Raw genomic sequence first — 15,393 nt, forward strand, 5'->3', positions numbered from 1 at the left:
GGACATGCTTTTCAAAGCTCTCAACGACCCCGCCCGCCGCGCCATTCTGGATCAATTGCGCCAGAAGGACGGGCAAAGCCTGAGCGAGTTGGAAAGCAAGTTCGACATGACCCGGTTCGGGGTCATGAAACACCTCAAGCTGCTGGAGGAGGCGCATCTGGTCCTCACCCGTCGCGAGGGGCGGTTCAAATACCATTACCTCAATCCCCTGCCCTTGCAGGACATGATCAACCGCTGGGTGGCGCCCTTCCTGCAACCGCAGGCACAGGGGCTGGCCGCGCTGAAAGACAAATTGGAAACGGAGAACAGAATGGGAAAGCCCGATTTCATGATGCAGACATTCATCCGCTGCACGCAGGACGCGCTGTGGGCGGCGCTGACCGAAACCGACCAGATGGCAGCCTATCACTTCCTCTGCAACGAGGTGCAGGGCAAGGTCTCGCCCGGCGAGACGGTCGAGTTCATCACCCCCGCCGGGGGCGCGATGTTGCGGCAGGTGACCCGAAAGCTAGACCCGAAGTCCCGCATCGAGATGAGTTTCGAGCCGCTATTCATGGGGCCGGGCGCCGTGGCCTCGGAAATGGTCTATCTGATCGAAACGCAGGGCGAGATCTGCAAGCTGACCATCGAACACTATAATCTCGCCGCCGGGCAAGAGGGCGTCGGCGAAGGCTGGGCGCGCCTCGCCGCCTCGCTCAAGAGCTATCTGGAAACCGGAACCGCGCTGAAAGGGGCCGCGTGATGGAAAGTTTTCCCACTGAACTGGGCATTCTCACCTGCCTGATGATCCTCGCTGCCTCGCTCTGGATTCCCTACGTGATCGGGATCTCCACCGATCCCTCGCATGAAGAGGCCTTCGCCCGGCCAGCGCAGATCTCCAATCTGCGCCCCTGGGTGCAGCGCGCCCACCGGGCGCATCTGAACCTCTTGGAACAGGCGATGCCCTTTGCGGTGCTGGTGCTGATCCTGGCGCTGATGAACGGGTTCTCGACGCTGACCTATTGGAGCGCCATCGCCTTTTTCTGGATCCGGGTGCTGCACGCGGCGGGCATGATCTCGGGCTATGCCCGGATGCCGCTGCGCCCCATCCTGTTCAGCGCAGGCTGGGTCTGCACCCTGTTGATGGCCTATGCCATCTTTGCCGCGCGCTGACCGCGCGGCCGGCCCAAAGTTTCGCGAAACTTTGGGCACAGACTTTCTGCGAAAGTCTGTTGCCTTGACTTCGTCTGCGGCCCCTGCCAAATCGGGCACACACCATAACCCGCAACCGGGCGTTCAGTGGGCGCCAAACCGACGAGGAGCCGCCAGTCATGGCCCAGATCTCTCTCACCTTTCCCGATGGCAATGCACGATCCTATGACGCAGGCGTAACGCCCGCGCAGGTCGCCGCAGACATTTCCACCTCGCTGGCGAAAAAGGCCATCTCGGCCACCGTCGACGGCAAGCACTGGGACCTGCAATGGCCCATCTCGGCCGATGCGCAGATCGCCATTCACACCATGGCCGACGAGGCACAGGCCAACGAGCTGGTGCGCCACGACCTCGCGCATATCATGGCCCGCGCCGTACAGGAGATCTGGCCCGCAACCAAGGTGACCATCGGCCCGGTCATCGAGAACGGCTGGTATTACGATTTCGACCGTGCGGAGCCCTTCACTCCCGAAGATCTCGGCCTGATCGAGAAAAAGATGAAAGAAATCATCAACAAGCGCGAGCCCGTGACCACCGAGGTCTGGGAACGCACGCGCGCGATCGAATTCTACAAGGCCAACAACGAACCCTACAAGGTCGAGCTGATCGAGGCCATTCCCGGCACCGAGCCGATCCGCATGTACTGGCACGGCCATTGGCAGGATCTGTGTCGCGGCCCACACCTGCAACACACCGGCCAGGTCCCCGGCGACGCGTTCAAGCTGATGTCCATCGCCGGCGCCTATTGGCGCGGGGACAGCAAACGCCCGATGCTGCAACGCATCTATGGCGTCGCCTTCACCGGCAAGGAAAAGCTGAAAGCGCATCTGCACATGCTGGAAGAGGCCGCCAAGCGCGACCACCGCAAGCTGGGCCGCGAGATGGACCTGTTTCACATGCAGGAAGAGGCGCCGGGCCAGGTGTTCTGGCACCCCAACGGCTGGACGATCTATACCGAGTTGCAGGACTATATGCGTCGCCAACAGCGGCGTGGCGGCTATGTCGAGGTGAACACGCCCCAGGTCGTCGACCGCAAGCTGTGGGAGCGTTCGGGTCATTGGGAGAAATACCAGGAGAACATGTTCATCGTCGAGGTGGACGAGGAACATGCCCGCGAAAAGGCGGTCAATGCGCTCAAGCCGATGAACTGCCCCTGCCATGTGGAGATCTTCAAGGTCGGACTGAAATCCTACCGTGACCTGCCGCTCAGGATGGCCGAGTTCGGCTCGTGCAACCGCTATGAGCCCTCGGGCGCGCTGCATGGCATCATGCGGGTGCGCGGATTTACCCAGGATGACGCGCATATCTTCTCGACCGAGGAACAGATCGAGGCGGAAACCGCCGAATTCATCCGCTTCCTCAGCGCCATCTACAAGGACCTCGGTTTCGAAAGCTTCAAGGTCAAGTTCTCGGACCGGCCCGAAACCCGCGCCGGATCGGACGCGGTCTGGGACAAGGCCGAAAGCGCCCTCTTGTCCGCCACCCGCGCCGCCGGGATCGAGCCAGAGCTCAATCCGGGCGAGGGTGCCTTCTATGGCCCGAAACTGGAATTCGTGCTGACCGACGCCATCGGGCGCGACTGGCAATGCGGCACTTTCCAGGTCGATTTCGTGCTGCCTGAGCGGCTGGACGCCACCTATATCGGCGCCGACGGGGCCAAGCATCGCCCCGTGATGCTGCACCGCGCAACGCTGGGCTCTTTCGAGCGTTTCATCGGCATCCTGATCGAGGAACACGCGGGCAAGCTGCCCTTCTGGCTGGCGCCGCGTCAGGTGGTGGTCGCCTCGATCACCTCGGAGGCGGACGACTATGTGCATCAGGTGGTGGCCGAATTGCGTGCCGCAGGCGTTCGGGCCGAGGCCGACACCCGCAACGAGAAGATCAACTACAAGGTCCGCGAGCATTCGGTGGGCAAGGTTCCGGTGATCCTGGCCGTCGGTCAACGCGAGGTCGAGGAGCGGACAGTATCGGTCCGGCGGCTGGGCGAGAAACAGACCAGCGTGCAGAGCCTGGCGGATGTTACAAAAGAGCTGGGACAGGCCGCGACGCCCCCCGATCTTCTGTAACAATTCTCACGAAAGCAGCGCAGGCCAGCCCCCGGACCGAGGGCTGGCCTGTAACATTTCCGGCCCACGCCGCAAGAATCCCTTTGTTTATCGCAACACTTGCCCAAGAATTCTGACGGGAATGTGAGACACGGGGTCGTGAATTCAAACGACGCCCACCGCACACTACCTTTGACTTGTCCAAAGCAGACATATCACACGATCACGAAGGGATGACCGACATGTCGAACACCGCAAAGACCCTGGCCATCGCAGGCGCCGTCGCAGCAGCACTGGCCGGTACCACCACCACTGCCAGCGCCCAGGCCAAGGAGAAATGCTATGGCGTTTCGCTGGCCGGCAAGAACGACTGCGCCGCCGGACCCGGCACCACCTGTGCCGGCACCTCGACCGTCGACTATCAGGGCAATGCATGGACTCTGGTCGATGCCGGCACCTGCGAAAGCATGGAACTGCCGGCCCAGGCCGATGGCTCGGCCCGCAAGGGTTCGCTGGAAGCGCTGGAACGCGACCTGCCCGCATAAGCCGGCACCAGATCGCGGGGCGGGCCGGAGCATCGGCCCGCCCCTATTCTTTCTATCCCCTTGCCCATCCCCCATTGCCGCAAAGGATTGGACAGATGCTGGACACTTCCCGGACTAACAACCAACTGCCTGCCTTGCCGGGCGTCGGGTACAAGCCGCAGCATTTCGCCGAAATCCTCGAGGCGCCCGGCCCGGTGGGCTGGTTGGAAATCCATGCCGAGAACTACATGAGCGATGGCGGCCGTCCGCTGGCGCAACTGCGCCACCTGTCCGAGCGGTTCCCGATCTCGGTGCATGGGGTCGGCCTGTCGATTGGTGGCGAAGGTGCGCTGGATGCCGACCATCTGGCCCGGCTGAAACATCTGGTGGGCTGGCTGAACCCGGCCAGTTTCTCGGAACATCTGGCCTGGTCCACCCATGACAGCCATTTCCTGAACGACCTGCTGCCGCTGCCCTATACCGACGCCACGCTGACGCGCGTCTGCGATCACATCGACCAGGTGCAGGATATGGTCGGGCGCCGGATGCTGCTGGAAAACCCATCTTCCTACCTGGCCTTTGCCGAAAGCAGCTGGTCCGAGCCCGATTTCCTGCGCGAAATCGCCCGGCGCACCGGCTGCGGATTGCTTCTGGACGTCAACAACGTCTTTGTTTCGGCCACAAATCTCGACTTTTCACCGCAGGGTTATATCGACGCCTATCCGCTGGAGCATGTGGGCGAGATTCATCTGGGCGGCCATGATGAGGATACCGACGACCACGGACACCCGCTGTTGATCGACAGCCACGGGCGCGAGGTGGTGGATCCGGTCTGGGCGTTGCTCGACTACGTGCTCGACCGGTCCGGGCCGAAACCGATCCTGATCGAATGGGATACCGATGTGCCGGACTGGCCCGTGTTGCGGGCCGAGGCCGCGCGCGCGCAAAGGGCGCTGGAGCGCATCCCGGCATGAGCGTCTCGCAAACCCAGTTTCACACCGCGCTGCTGGATCCGGCCAGCGCGGTGCCGCAGGGCCTGTGCGACGCGGGCGCGCAGCCGGCGGGCCGGCGGTTTGACGTCTATCGCAACAATGTCGCGGTCTCGCTGACCGAGGCGATGCACCAGGCCTTTCCCGTGATCGCCAAACTGCTGGGTACGCAGAACATGGACGGGCTTGCAGGCATCTACCTGCGCCAGCATCCCCCCACATCTCCGCTGATGATGTTCTATGGCGAGACATTCCCCGAGTTTCTGGCCGGGATGCAGCAGCTGTCGCATCTGGGCTATCTGCCGGATGTGGCGCGGCTGGAACTGGCGTTGCGCCATGCCTATCACGCCGCCGACAGCACGCCCATCGACCCGCAGGCGCTGGCCATCGACCCCGAGGCGCTGATGGCTTCGCGACTGGAATTCGCCCCCGCGATGCGCCTGTTGCGCTCGCCCTGGCCGATCCACGCGATCTGGCGGTTTAACACCGAAGACGACGCGCCCAAACCCGCACCCGAGGCGCAGGACGTGCTGATCACCCGGCCCGAATATGACCCGATCCCGCAGCTGCTGCCCCCCGGCGGCGCCGACTGGATCATCGCGCTGCAAGGCAGCGCCACCATCGGCGCGGCCTATGAGGCCGCCGCCGAACAGACCCCCGATTTCGACCTTGGCGCCACGCTCGCCCTGCTGCTCCAGGGCGGCGCCATCACCTCACTCACAGAGCAAGGACAAGACAATGAACCCACTCGTCTCGATCCATAACCGTGTCTTCGGCCTGGTGGAAACCGCCGGAGATTGGCTGTTGCCACTGTTTGCCCGTTTCACCTTTGCCGCCGTGCTGCTGGTCTATTACTGGAATTCCGGCCTGACCAAGCTGGGGGACGGGATTTTCGGCCTCTTCAGCCCCTCGATCGGCGCCTATAGCCAGATTTTCCCCAAACAGCTCGAAGCGGTCGGCTATGACGTATCGCAACTGGGCCTGTTTCACTGGGCCGTGGTCATGGCGGGCACCTATGCCGAATTCATCCTGCCGCTGCTGATCGTCATCGGCCTGTTCACCCGTCTGGCCGCGCTCGGCATGATCGGTTTCGTGGTGGTGCAGTCGCTGACCGACGTTTATGGCCACGGCGCCACCGATCTGGCCACGCTGGGTGCCTGGTTCGACAATCAGGCCAGCAGCGTGATCATGGACCAGCGCCTGTTCTGGGTGTTCACCCTCAGCCTGCTGGTGATCAAGGGCGCCGGGGCGCTGTCGGTCGATGCGCTGATGCGCGGTCGCACCCAGGCGGCCATGGCCTGAACGCCTTGCTGGCCCGCGCTCCCGGCGTGGGCCAGAACCTTCAGAAATGCGCCTTGGGCTCGTCCGGCTTGCCCGCGGCCACGCCCAGAACCCCGCCCACCGCGGCAAAGGCGATGGGGAACATGGTGAACACGTTGAAGCCAAAGGCGTGATACATCCCCGCCGCCGACACCAGCAGCAGCACCCCGCCCCACAGCGCCCGCGACCGCGCCATGGCACCGCCCGCAATCGCCAGCATCGGCGCGATGATCGAGGTCATCTGCACCAGATCGGCATTCTCGACCTGCTCGGCCAGCCCGTCGATTTCGCCAAAACGCTCGATCGCCTCGACATAGCCAAAGCTGAAGAAGCCGACCAGCATGCCGATCAGACCGGCGATGATCCCCAGAACAAGGGCGGCATTGCGCATCTTGGGTTCTCTCCTGCGTTTCCCTACAGGCCCGACATAAGGCCGGTCCTAGTCCAGACCAAGGGCCTGACGGGTGCCGGGGGTCCAACCGAGGTAAAATTCCCCTCCGGCTTCGATCAGCGGCCGTTTCATCAACGCGGGATGCTCGGCAATGAGATCCAGCGGCGCGCGCGCGCGATCGGCCTCGTCCAGCCCACGCCATGTGGTCGAGCGAGTGTTGAGAAGATCGCCGCCAAATCGCGCCCAGGCCCGGCCCAGGACGGCCGGATCGATCCCGTCGGCGCGCACATCGACAAGCCGCGCATCCGGCAGGGATTTCAACGCCTTGCGGCAGGTATCGCAATTCTTCAGACCATAGATCAGCATGGCGCCCCCTTCTTGTTACTGCGGAAATATCGCGCATTTTGCGCCTCGACACCCCCTTTTTCTTGATTTTTGCACGCACCGTGCAATCTTGTGGCCGGAGCTTCCGGCCTCTCGGCGTCCGGCATGGTCATGCTGGACCGCGCGCCGCCTGACCGGTCGCCCGTTCGCGACCCCGCCAATTAAAGGGGTGACCTGGAAGGTAGAAGGAGACACGGGACATGCCTACCGGCACCGTGAAATGGTTTAACGCAACAAAAGGTTACGGGTTCATTGCCCCCGATGACGGGGGCAAGGACGTTTTTGTTCATATCTCGGCTGTCGAACGGTCCGGCCTTACCGGACTTGCCGACAATCAGAAAGTGTCCTTTGAGATGCTGGACGGACGTGACGGCCGCAAGATGGCCGGAGACATCAAGCCACTGTAACGGGACCACCCGGAACGTTCCGGGTCATGCAACCGACGGCGGCCGGCCTGCGCGGCCGCCGATCCCTTGTTATGACCCCGCATTGCAGGGCGGCAGAATTCAGGCTCCGCCTTCGCTATAACTGATAACCTCTTGAAATTCTCGCCATTCTCGCGCTGAGAGGCCCGAGGCCTCTTGTGTCACCGCCTCGCCCGCCAGCATCCGGCGCAGGCTGTCGACCATCTGTGCAGACAGGTTCACCGCACCCAGCCGGTAATCCTCGAACGCCTTATAGGCAAAGGGGACCCAGTCGGCGACCAGGCGGCACATGGTTTCTGCATAGACCCGGATCTCGTATTGCGCATGAGGGTCGGCGCGCAGGCGCAGGAAATGAAACAGGTTGTGCAGATCGACCTTCCAGTACCATTGGGTATAGATATTCGCCGGCAGGTTCATTCGCGCCAGTTCGCGCGCCAGACCCTGCTGGCCCTCCTGCCCGATCATCGCTTCGTAGTTGTCATAGCAGCGGGCGCTGTCGGCCTTGAGAATCTCCAGCACGCGCGCCGCCTCTTTCCCTTGCAGAGCCTCACCCCGGCCCTGGTTGTTGACCGCCGATTGCGCCGCCACATGTTCCGGTGCCGGGATATAGAATTCGCGGTCCAGGATTGAGTAGCGCGCCGAATATTCGTTCACATTCGCGGTCCGGTGCCGGATCCACTGCCGCGCGACAAAGACCGGTAGTTTCACGTGCAGCTTGATTTCGCACATCTCGAACGGGGTCGAATGCCAGTGCCGCATCAGATAGCGGATCAGCCCCTCATCGTTCTGCACTGACTTGGTGCCCGTGCCATAAGACACCCGCGCCGCCTGGCAGATGGCCGCATCATCGCCCATATAGTCGATCACCCGGACAAAACCGTGATCCAGCACCGGATGCGCGGAATAGAGTTGCGCCTCCATCCCCGGCGACACTACACGGCGGGTCGGCGCGGTCTGCGCCCGCTGGGCGTCGATCTCGGCCAGTTGCTCTGGAGATAGCGGCATCAGGGTCCCTTTCACTAGATGAGTCGCAGCGCCACTATATATTGCATTGCTCCACACAAAAACCGCCATATCAGGTATGGCTTTTTAGACACCCTATTTGGCTTTCCCCAGACCCGTTCAGGTTGCGATTGACTTTCACCGTTTCAGCCGGGACTATCTCTCAAAATGATCTGACAAAGAGCAGAGGCAGGCAGTTATGAAATCCTATCTCGTTGCAGCCGCAACGTGCGCTTTTTTGACAGCGTGCGGCGGCTCTGATGCCGTATTCGGGACAGGCGATGGCTCTGATACCGGTTCTGGGACCGATGGCGGAACTGATGGTGACACCGGGACACCAATTCAGGGTGATCGCGTCGTACCCCCTGGAACCCCCTCGCCGACCCCTGCCGCTGGCATTTTTAGAAGCGAGCCAACAAGCACCGAAGACCCCTATACCGGCAACGGCTTTGCTCGAGATGTAAGGTACAACGCCGCCGACGACACATTCTCGGTCGACAACCTCGGCTTCGACGGCGACAACACCTATTCCCGTGGCGCAGCTGTCAGCAGCCTAGGACCCTACGCCGTATACGAGGCCGACGCACAATTCCTGGACAGCTTCGACGGTGAACCGGTGAACCAGTTCCGTCACCGTGCCATTTATGGCGTTTCGACCTCGCGCAACACGCAATTCGCGATTGTCCGGACCGGCGCCTATGTCGACTATGGCTTCGGTGGCTTCATCTATCAGCGCAACAACAACGTGAATCTACCGACCACGGGCCAGGCCCTCTTCACCGGCAAGGTTGCCGGTCTGCGAGACTATAACGGGGTTGGTGCGCTGGAATACACCACAGCCGATATTCGCATCGCAATTGATTTCGACGATTTCAATGATGCCACCGGAACACGGGGCGATGCTGTTCGCGGCGTGATGGACAACCGCCGCATTCTGAATATGGACGGCGAAGACGTCACTACCAGCACGCTGAGCAGGATCAATACGCAGAACAATGTTTCCTTGACCGAAATTCCCACTGCCACCTTTACCGTGGGCCCCGGTGTGATGGACGACAATGGCGAGTTGCTGGGTAAGATGACCAGCTATTACGTGGACAACGAAGGTAGAGCGCAGCTGTTCGAGGAAGGCAACTATTACGCCATCATCTCGGGCGACAACGCTGACGAAATCGTCGGGGTGGTCGTTCTGGAAACGAAGCGTGACCCGGTTGCTCCATCGGTCCGTGAAACCGGCGGCTTCATCGTCTACAACTGAGGCCGGTGATGCGGCTACCGCCAAAGATACGCCGCCCGGTTGCTGTTCTGGCCTTAATGGCTGGTTTTATCCAGGCGCCTGCCCTTGCGCAGGGGCCCGCCCGGTTGAGCCCCGACGAATTGCGCGCCACCGCCGTTCAGGCGCTCCGCATCGGAGCACCTGAGCAGGCCTACAGCTATGCTAGAGCCTTGGTTCAACGGGATCCAGCGGACCGTCAAGCGCTGCTGGTACATTCCCGTGCCGCGCGGTCTCTCGGCCGCTTTGACGAAGCCCGAGAATCTGCCCGGCAGGCTTGGCGACTATCCGAGACTGACGAGCAAAAATACGCAAGCTCGATGGTCATGGCTCAGGCACTGGCATCGGATGATCGGCGCACCCTGGCGCAATGGTGGCTGCGCCGCGCCGTCGAACATGCCCCCTCCGAGGAGTTGAGCCGGATTGCCGTGCGCGATTTCCGCTATGTGCGCGCTCGGAATCCGTGGCTGACGCGGCTGTCCTTTGCGATCACCCCGGACAGCAACATCAACAACGGCTCGTCACAACGATCCTCGTTTCTGAACTACAAACTGTCCGAAGTGCTCTATGGTCAGCCGGTGGAGTATCAGCTGGGTGGTTCGGCCCGGGCGTTGTCGGGGGTCGAATACGCGCTCGGGCTGACAACGCGATACCGATTTCGCGAGTTGCCGACCCGCGCGCATGACCTGATCCTGTCGGTCGATCTGCGCGCCTATTCTCTGTCTTCCGAGGCCAAGGCCCTCGCCCCCACCGCCCGCGCCAGCGATTTCTCCTTTGCCTCCTACACGCTGGGCTATGGCCAGCGCGGCATCAATTTCGACCGGCGCGGCGAGTACCGTTTCTTTGTCGATGTCGGGCAGAGCTGGTATGGCGGCAACGAATATGCCCGCTTTGCGCGGCTCAGCCTGGGGCAAAGCTACAAGCTGGACAGGGGGCGCCAGATCAACGCCCGCATCGCCACCGAACGGCAATGGGGTGTCACCCGCAGTGATCAGGACACGATACGCGCGGATCTGTCCTATACTCTGCCGCTCGCAGGGGGGACGACGCTGTGGACCAATCTGACCGGGGCGGTGGCGACCTCTGACGTGGCCGCAGACGAGTTCGACGAAATCGCGCTGCGCGCCCAGATCACCTTTGCCAAACCGATCCTTGGCGCCACCGCGCAGCTGGGGCTGTGGGCCCGCAGCCGCGACTACGATGTCTCTCCGCATGATCGCAACGGCCGGCAGGAAGACAAGTACGAGGCGGATTTCACGCTGATCTTCAACAAGATAGACTATTACGGCTTCAACCCGACCATGCGCATCAGCGCCTCGCGCACCGAAAGCAACATCGCGCTTTATGACGCGCGCCGGTTCGGAGTGAATTTCGGCATCCAATCGGCGTTCTAGGTGGTCTCGACATTGCCGGCCACTGCGCTAGGCTTCGCCCGACACCCAGAACAGGAAATCAAGCGATGCCGCTCAAATATCTGCATGTCATGGTCCGCGTGAAGGACCTGGAAAAATCCATGGCCTTCTACGAATTGCTCGGTCTGCGCGAAATCCGCCGCTACGACAGCGAAGAGGGGCGGTTTACCCTCGTCTATCTGGCCGCACCCGGTCAGGACGAGACGCCGCTGGAGCTGACCTATAACTGGGATGGTGACGACGGGCTGCCCAGCGACAGCCGCCATTTCGGGCATCTCGCCTATGGGGTCGACGACATCTATGCCACCTGCGCGATGCTGCAAGAGAACGGTATCACCATCAACCGGCCACCGCGCGACGGGCGCATGGCCTTTATCCGCTCGCCCGACAATATCTCGATCGAGCTGTTGCAGAACGGTGCCGCGCTGGACCCGGCCGAACCCTGGGTCAGCATGGACAGCACCGGCCACTGGTGATGCGCCGGGACGCCGCTGCCTGTCTGCTTGCACTGCTGGCAACGCAGGCGTCGGCTGTGGAATGCCGCCTGGCCCTTGCCCTGGCGCTCGATGTCTCGCGCTCGGTCGATGCCCGCGAGGATCGGTTGCAGCGGCAGGGGCTGGCGACGGCGTTGCTGGCCCCCGAAGTGGTGCGCGCAGCCTTGTCGACACCGCAACCGGTGGCGCTTGCCGCCTATGAGTGGAGCGGACCGACCAACCAGCACCTGCTGGTAGACTGGGTGCTGATCCGCTCGCGCGCCGATCTGGAGAGCGCCGCCGCCCGGATTGCGGCGTCTCAGCGCGCCACGACCGAGGCGCCCACCGCAATGGGACACGCGCTGGCCTATGGCGCGGCGCTGCTGGCGCGCGGCCCCAACTGCCTGTTCCACACGATCGACCTGTCGGGCGATGGCGAGAATAACGAGGGCTTCGGCCCACGCGCGGCCTATGCCACACCGGCGTTTGACGGGATTACCGTGAACGGGCTGGCGATCAACGGGGCCGAATACGAGACCGAGATTCAGCTGATCCCCTATTTCGAGACCGAGGTGCTGCATGGCCCCGGTGCCTTTCTCGAGGTGGCGCAGGGCTTTGCCGATTTCGAACGCGCCATGCGGCGCAAGCTGGAGCGGGAACTGTCCGGGCTGGTGATCGGGGGGCTGCGATGATCCGCGTGTTGACGCTTCTGGTCCTGCTGCTGCCCGCGCCCGGCTGGGCCGGGTGTCGGCAGGCGTTGGCACTGGGGCTCGACGTATCCGGCTCGGTCGATGCGCGCGAATACCGGTTGCAACTCGAGGGGCTGGCCGCCGCGCTGCTGTCGCCCGCGGTTCAGTCGCGCCTGCTGGCGATGCCCGGCCACCCGATCCGGCTGGCCGTCTATGAATGGAGCGAACCGGGGTTTCAGCGCCTGATCCTGCCCTGGCGGCAGATCGGCACCACAGCCGATCTGGAGGCAGTCGCGGCCACCCTGCGCGCCACCCGCAGGGCTGCGGCGCCGCCGGGAACGGCCGTCGGCCCCGCGATGCGTCACGGGGCCACCCTGCTGGCCCAACAGCCCGATTGCTGGAAACGCACACTCGACCTGTCCGGCGATGGCAAGCACAACATGGGTCCGCATCCCCGCGCCGTAAAGGCCGCGCTGGAGGGCACCGACCTGACCGTCAACGCGCTGGTCATTGGCGCGGACAGCATGACCTCCACGGACCTCCGCCAGACCCAGATTGGAGAGCTGTCGGCCTATTACGGCGCCTGGGTGATCCTGGGGCCCGGCGCCTTTGTCGAGGTGGCGCTGGGATATGACGATTATCAGGCCGCAATGGAGCGGAAACTGCGGCGCGAGCTGGAGGGGCTGGTTCTCTCTGCCCTTCCCGCCCGCACCGCGACGCAGCTACACGCGCCTGTCCTGCCTGGGCCTGTCCTGCCTCAATAAATGTACCGGATCTGATCGGTCCAGTACCGCTCCACCCGCTTCAGAGCCGAGGTGATCTCCTCGATTCCGTCGGGCCCCAGCACGCCACGGCTTTGCAACCCCTCGGCATGGCGCATGAACAGCTCGGCCACCACATCTCGGATCTCGCGACCACGCTGGGTCAACCTGACCCGAACCGACCGGCGGTCGATCTCGCAGCGCTGGTGATGCATATAGCCCATCTCGACCAGCTTCTTGAGGTTGTAGCTGACATTGCTGCCCTGGTAATAGCCGCGGCTTTTCAATTCGCCCGCCGTCACCTCGTTATCGCCGATATTGAACAGCAAAAGCGCCTGTACCGCGTTGATTTCCAGCACGCCGACCCGCTCGAACTCGTCCTTGATGACGTCGAGCAGCAGCCGGTGCAACCGCTCGACCAGAGACAGCGCCTCCAGATAGTTTGCCATGAAGCCTTTGGCGCCGGCCTGGGCGATCTGCCTCTCCATACTCATCCGTCTCTCCGACTCGCTGCTGCTTGCCGAACACTCTGAGACGAAAACCCAAAGAATCAGTTAAGTTGAAAACTGTGTTATTTTTGAAACGTTTGCGCGATATCCGCGATCAAATCCCGATAACGGTCCGGGGCAGAGACCTGCCCCGTGACCCATTGATAGAGATCCTGGTCATTCTCGTGCAGCAGCGCGTCGTAAAGATCGAGCGCGCCCGCATCCATCGCCTCGATATTGCGGTCGGCATAGGCGGACAGGATCAGGTCCATCTCCTTGATCCCGCGCCGCATCGACCGCATGCGCATCCGTTTGATCCGGGTTTCGCGGCTTTCGCTCACTCGGTTTGCTCCATGATCTGGCGCAGCTGCTTCTCCAGCCGCGCGGCGCGTTGGCCGCTGGCCTGAAGATCAGCGCGAAGGCTGCGCAATTCGGTCAGCAAGGCCGCCATGTCGCGGGCGGTCTCGTCGGTCTCGGTCAACGCCTCGCCGCCCTGCCCCTCGCCGGTGATCAGCCAGACGATCGAGACATTCAGCAGCCCCGCCAGCATCGACAGACGATTGGCGCGCGGCTCGGAGAGGTCGTTTTCCCAGCCGCTGATCGTGCTCTTTTTTACCCCAAGACGGCGGGCCAGTTGCGCCTGGGTCATGTCCGCGGCCTCGCGCGCCGCAGCCAGACGGTCGCCAAAGGTCGCGGCCTCGGGTCCGTACCAATCGGTTTCGTCGCTCATAGCGGTCCTTTCCGGTTGCCTCCGCAACCTGCTTGATCGTCGGTTGGGCGCACCCTATGACAGGGACGCGCAACATTCAAACCGAGGCCGCCATGAGTTTCCTGTCTGCGACATTGTCCCGCGTCAAACCCTCGCCCACCGTTGCCATGACGGCCAAGGCAGCCGAACTCAAGGCCGAAGGCCGCGACATCATCGGGCTGAGCGCGGGCGAGCCGGATTTCGACACGCCGCAGAACATCAAGGATGCCGCAACCGCCGCCATTGCGGCGGGCAAGACCAAGTACACCGCGCCCGACGGCATTATCGAGCTGAAACAGGCGATCTGTGCCAAGATGCAGCGCGACCACGGGCTGACCTATACCCCCGCCCAGGTCTCGGTCGGCAGCGGCGGCAAGCAGACCCTCTATAATGCGCTGATGGCGACACTGAACCCGGGTGACGAGGTGATCATCCCCGCCCCCTATTGGGTCAGCTATCCCGACATGGTGCTGCTGGGCGGCGGCACGCCGGTGGTGGCGGAAACCGCGCTGGAGACCGCATTCAAGCTGACACCGGCGCAACTTGAGGCCGCAATCACGCCGCGCACGAAATGGTTCATCTTCAACTCGCCCTCGAACCCGACCGGCGCGGGCTACAGCCGGGACGAGTTGAAGGGGCTGACCGATGTGCTGATGCGTCACCCGCATGTCTGGGTGATGTCGGACGACATGTATGAACATCTCGCCTATGACGGGTTCGAATTCTGCACCCCCGCACAGGTGGAGCCGGGCCTTTATGAGCGCACGCTGACCTGCAATGGCGTGTCCAAGGCCTATGCGATGACCGGTTGGCGCATCGGCTATGCGGCGGGCCCGGTCGAACTGATCGCGGCCATGCGCAAGATCCAGTCGCAATCCACCTCGAACCCCTGCACCATCAGCCAATGGGCAGCGGTCGAGGCATTGAACGGCACGCAAGAATTCCTGGCCCCGAACGCGACGCTTTTCAAACGCCGCCGCGACCTGGTGATCTCGATGCTGAATGCCATCGACGGCATCGAATGCCCCACCCCCGAGGGCGCGTTCTATGTCTATCCCTCGATTGCCGGCCTGATCGGCAAGACCACGCCCAGCGGTACCGTGATCGACAGCGACGAGACCTTTTGCACCGCATTGCTGGAAGAGGCCGACGTGGCGGTGGTGTTTGGCGCGGCCTTCGGGCTTTCCCCGAATTTCCGCGTCAGCTACGCTGCCTCCGATGCGGCCCTGACCGAGGCCTGCACCCGCATCCAGCGCTTCTGCGCGTCACTGACCTGAA

Annotated in this window: 20 protein-coding genes; 14 read left to right on the forward strand and 6 right to left on the reverse strand. The window is 62.8% G+C overall.

Going from position 1 to position 15,393, the window contains the following annotated elements; genetic code table 11:
- The first annotated feature begins 4 nt into the window (after window positions 1-4).
- From MB818_RS08470 to MB818_RS08500, 7 genes are all read left to right on the forward strand, one after another.
- The gene (locus MB818_RS08470) at window positions 5-742 is read left to right on the forward strand and encodes an ArsR/SmtB family transcription factor (protein ID WP_238904789.1); all 738 of its coding nucleotides are present in this window, start codon (window positions 5-7) and stop codon (window positions 740-742) included.
- The gene (locus tag MB818_RS08475; protein WP_238904790.1) at window positions 742-1,152 is read left to right on the forward strand and encodes an MAPEG family protein; all 411 of its coding nucleotides are present in this window, start codon (window positions 742-744) and stop codon (window positions 1,150-1,152) included. Before MB818_RS08470 ends, MB818_RS08475 begins: the two co-directional genes overlap by 1 nt.
- A 158-nt stretch (window positions 1,153-1,310) precedes the next feature.
- The gene (gene thrS / locus MB818_RS08480) at window positions 1,311-3,257 is read left to right on the forward strand and encodes a threonine--tRNA ligase (protein ID WP_234184139.1); all 1,947 of its coding nucleotides are present in this window, start codon (window positions 1,311-1,313) and stop codon (window positions 3,255-3,257) included.
- A gap of 221 nt (window positions 3,258-3,478) precedes the next feature.
- The gene (locus MB818_RS08485; RefSeq protein WP_234138090.1) at window positions 3,479-3,781 is read left to right on the forward strand and encodes a BufA1 family periplasmic bufferin-type metallophore; all 303 of its coding nucleotides are present in this window, start codon (window positions 3,479-3,481) and stop codon (window positions 3,779-3,781) included.
- Between the two features lie 95 nt (window positions 3,782-3,876).
- Window positions 3,877-4,734 (forward strand): MNIO family bufferin maturase, encoded by an 858-nt coding sequence (gene bufB / locus MB818_RS08490; RefSeq protein ID WP_238904791.1) that lies wholly within the window; start codon window positions 3,877-3,879, stop codon window positions 4,732-4,734.
- Window positions 4,731-5,513, forward strand: coding sequence for an HvfC/BufC N-terminal domain-containing protein (locus tag MB818_RS08495; RefSeq protein ID WP_234137767.1), 783 nt, complete (start codon window positions 4,731-4,733; stop codon window positions 5,511-5,513). Before bufB ends, MB818_RS08495 begins: the two co-directional genes overlap by 4 nt.
- A complete protein-coding gene (locus tag MB818_RS08500) occupies window positions 5,488-6,051 on the forward strand; it encodes a DoxX family protein (RefSeq protein WP_234137766.1) in 564 nt (187 codons plus the stop codon). Before MB818_RS08495 ends, MB818_RS08500 begins: the two co-directional genes overlap by 26 nt.
- 40 nt (window positions 6,052-6,091) lie before the next feature.
- On the opposite strand, the gene MB818_RS08505 is transcribed toward MB818_RS08500, so the two are convergent.
- Window positions 6,092-6,460, reverse strand: coding sequence for a hypothetical protein (locus MB818_RS08505; protein ID WP_234137765.1), 369 nt, complete (start codon window positions 6,458-6,460; stop codon window positions 6,092-6,094).
- Between the two features lie 48 nt (window positions 6,461-6,508).
- On the reverse strand, window positions 6,509-6,826 hold the full coding sequence (locus tag MB818_RS08510; RefSeq protein WP_238904792.1) for an ArsC/Spx/MgsR family protein: 318 nt from the start codon (window positions 6,824-6,826) through the stop codon (window positions 6,509-6,511).
- A 218-nt stretch (window positions 6,827-7,044) separates the two neighbouring features.
- On the opposite strand from MB818_RS08510, the gene MB818_RS08515 reads away from it, so the two are divergent.
- Window positions 7,045-7,251, forward strand: coding sequence for a cold-shock protein (locus MB818_RS08515; protein WP_011047016.1), 207 nt, complete (start codon window positions 7,045-7,047; stop codon window positions 7,249-7,251).
- Between the two features lie 99 nt (window positions 7,252-7,350).
- Here the strand turns inward: MB818_RS08515 and thyX are convergent, their stop codons facing one another.
- A complete protein-coding gene (thyX, locus tag MB818_RS08520; RefSeq protein WP_234137763.1) occupies window positions 7,351-8,274 on the reverse strand; it encodes an FAD-dependent thymidylate synthase in 924 nt (307 codons plus the stop codon).
- Between the two features lie 196 nt (window positions 8,275-8,470).
- On the opposite strand from thyX, the gene MB818_RS08525 reads away from it, so the two are divergent.
- The 5 genes from MB818_RS08525 to MB818_RS08545 all read left to right on the forward strand — a co-directional run bounded on the left by MB818_RS08525 (window position 8,471) and on the right by MB818_RS08545 (window position 12,882).
- A complete protein-coding gene (locus MB818_RS08525; RefSeq protein ID WP_234137762.1) occupies window positions 8,471-9,529 on the forward strand; it encodes a hypothetical protein in 1,059 nt (352 codons plus the stop codon).
- Window positions 9,530-9,870: 341 nt separating this feature from the next.
- Entirely contained in the window at window positions 9,871-10,938 is a 1,068-nt protein-coding gene (locus MB818_RS08530; RefSeq protein ID WP_234137761.1) for a surface lipoprotein assembly modifier, read from the forward strand.
- 65 nt (window positions 10,939-11,003) lie between these two features.
- Complete coding sequence (locus MB818_RS08535) at window positions 11,004-11,432, forward strand: VOC family protein (RefSeq protein WP_011047011.1); 429 nt, start codon at window positions 11,004-11,006, stop codon at window positions 11,430-11,432.
- Window positions 11,432-12,121 carry a DUF1194 domain-containing protein gene (locus MB818_RS08540; protein WP_238904793.1) on the forward strand — a complete coding sequence of 230 codons (690 nt, stop codon included), beginning with the start codon at window positions 11,432-11,434 and terminating at the stop codon, window positions 12,119-12,121. The genes MB818_RS08535 and MB818_RS08540 overlap by 1 nt, the downstream gene beginning before the upstream one ends.
- Window positions 12,118-12,882 (forward strand): DUF1194 domain-containing protein, encoded by a 765-nt coding sequence (locus tag MB818_RS08545; protein ID WP_238904796.1) that lies wholly within the window; start codon window positions 12,118-12,120, stop codon window positions 12,880-12,882. Before MB818_RS08540 ends, MB818_RS08545 begins: the two co-directional genes overlap by 4 nt.
- On the opposite strand, the gene MB818_RS08550 is transcribed toward MB818_RS08545, so the two are convergent.
- The 3 genes from MB818_RS08550 to MB818_RS08560 all read right to left on the reverse strand — a co-directional run bounded on the left by MB818_RS08550 (window position 12,876) and on the right by MB818_RS08560 (window position 14,097).
- Window positions 12,876-13,367, reverse strand: coding sequence for a MarR family winged helix-turn-helix transcriptional regulator (locus MB818_RS08550; RefSeq protein ID WP_430539070.1), 492 nt, complete (start codon window positions 13,365-13,367; stop codon window positions 12,876-12,878). The genes MB818_RS08545 and MB818_RS08550 overlap by 7 nt on opposite strands.
- An 83-nt stretch (window positions 13,368-13,450) precedes the next feature.
- Window positions 13,451-13,708: a succinate dehydrogenase assembly factor 2 gene (locus MB818_RS08555; RefSeq protein ID WP_234144791.1), complete on the reverse strand. Its 258-nt coding sequence runs from the start codon at window positions 13,706-13,708 to the stop codon at window positions 13,451-13,453.
- Complete coding sequence (locus tag MB818_RS08560; RefSeq protein ID WP_234137756.1) at window positions 13,705-14,097, reverse strand: helix-turn-helix domain-containing protein; 393 nt, start codon at window positions 14,095-14,097, stop codon at window positions 13,705-13,707. Before MB818_RS08560 ends, MB818_RS08555 begins: the two co-directional genes overlap by 4 nt.
- 92 nt (window positions 14,098-14,189) lie before the next feature.
- Between MB818_RS08560 and MB818_RS08565 the strand changes: the two genes are divergently transcribed.
- Window positions 14,190-15,392, forward strand: coding sequence for a pyridoxal phosphate-dependent aminotransferase (locus MB818_RS08565; RefSeq protein WP_234177181.1), 1,203 nt, complete (start codon window positions 14,190-14,192; stop codon window positions 15,390-15,392).
- The last annotated feature ends 1 nt before the right edge of the window (window position 15,393 follow it).

Origin of the sequence: Ruegeria alba (genome assembly GCF_022321465.1) — a bacterium.
In the GTDB taxonomy this organism is placed as follows: domain Bacteria; phylum Pseudomonadota; class Alphaproteobacteria; order Rhodobacterales; family Rhodobacteraceae; genus Ruegeria_B; species Ruegeria_B alba.

Coding starts and splice junctions, on each gene's coding strand:
- MB818_RS08560 (WP_234137756.1), bottom strand. CDS start 14,097: ATGAGCGACGAAACCGATTGGTACGGACCCGAGGCCGCGACCTTTGGC.
- MB818_RS08495 (WP_234137767.1), top strand. CDS start 4,731: ATGAGCGTCTCGCAAACCCAGTTTCACACCGCGCTGCTGGATCCGGCC.
- MB818_RS08545 (WP_238904796.1), top strand. CDS start 12,118: ATGATCCGCGTGTTGACGCTTCTGGTCCTGCTGCTGCCCGCGCCCGGC.
- MB818_RS08485 (WP_234138090.1), top strand. CDS start 3,479: ATGTCGAACACCGCAAAGACCCTGGCCATCGCAGGCGCCGTCGCAGCA.
- MB818_RS08550 (WP_430539070.1), bottom strand. CDS start 13,367: ATGGAGAGGCAGATCGCCCAGGCCGGCGCCAAAGGCTTCATGGCAAAC.
- MB818_RS08510 (WP_238904792.1), bottom strand. CDS start 6,826: ATGCTGATCTATGGTCTGAAGAATTGCGATACCTGCCGCAAGGCGTTG.
- thyX (WP_234137763.1), bottom strand. CDS start 8,274: ATGCCGCTATCTCCAGAGCAACTGGCCGAGATCGACGCCCAGCGGGCG.
- MB818_RS08530 (WP_234137761.1), top strand. CDS start 9,871: ATGGCTCAGGCACTGGCATCGGATGATCGGCGCACCCTGGCGCAATGG.
- bufB (WP_238904791.1), top strand. CDS start 3,877: ATGCTGGACACTTCCCGGACTAACAACCAACTGCCTGCCTTGCCGGGC.
- MB818_RS08540 (WP_238904793.1), top strand. CDS start 11,432: ATGCGCCGGGACGCCGCTGCCTGTCTGCTTGCACTGCTGGCAACGCAG.
- thrS (WP_234184139.1), top strand. CDS start 1,311: ATGGCCCAGATCTCTCTCACCTTTCCCGATGGCAATGCACGATCCTAT.
- MB818_RS08470 (WP_238904789.1), top strand. CDS start 5: ATGCTTTTCAAAGCTCTCAACGACCCCGCCCGCCGCGCCATTCTGGAT.
- MB818_RS08475 (WP_238904790.1), top strand. CDS start 742: ATGGAAAGTTTTCCCACTGAACTGGGCATTCTCACCTGCCTGATGATC.
- MB818_RS08515 (WP_011047016.1), top strand. CDS start 7,045: ATGCCTACCGGCACCGTGAAATGGTTTAACGCAACAAAAGGTTACGGG.
- MB818_RS08565 (WP_234177181.1), top strand. CDS start 14,190: ATGAGTTTCCTGTCTGCGACATTGTCCCGCGTCAAACCCTCGCCCACC.
- MB818_RS08525 (WP_234137762.1), top strand. CDS start 8,471: ATGAAATCCTATCTCGTTGCAGCCGCAACGTGCGCTTTTTTGACAGCG.
- MB818_RS08535 (WP_011047011.1), top strand. CDS start 11,004: ATGCCGCTCAAATATCTGCATGTCATGGTCCGCGTGAAGGACCTGGAA.
- MB818_RS08505 (WP_234137765.1), bottom strand. CDS start 6,460: ATGCGCAATGCCGCCCTTGTTCTGGGGATCATCGCCGGTCTGATCGGC.
- MB818_RS08500 (WP_234137766.1), top strand. CDS start 5,488: ATGAACCCACTCGTCTCGATCCATAACCGTGTCTTCGGCCTGGTGGAA.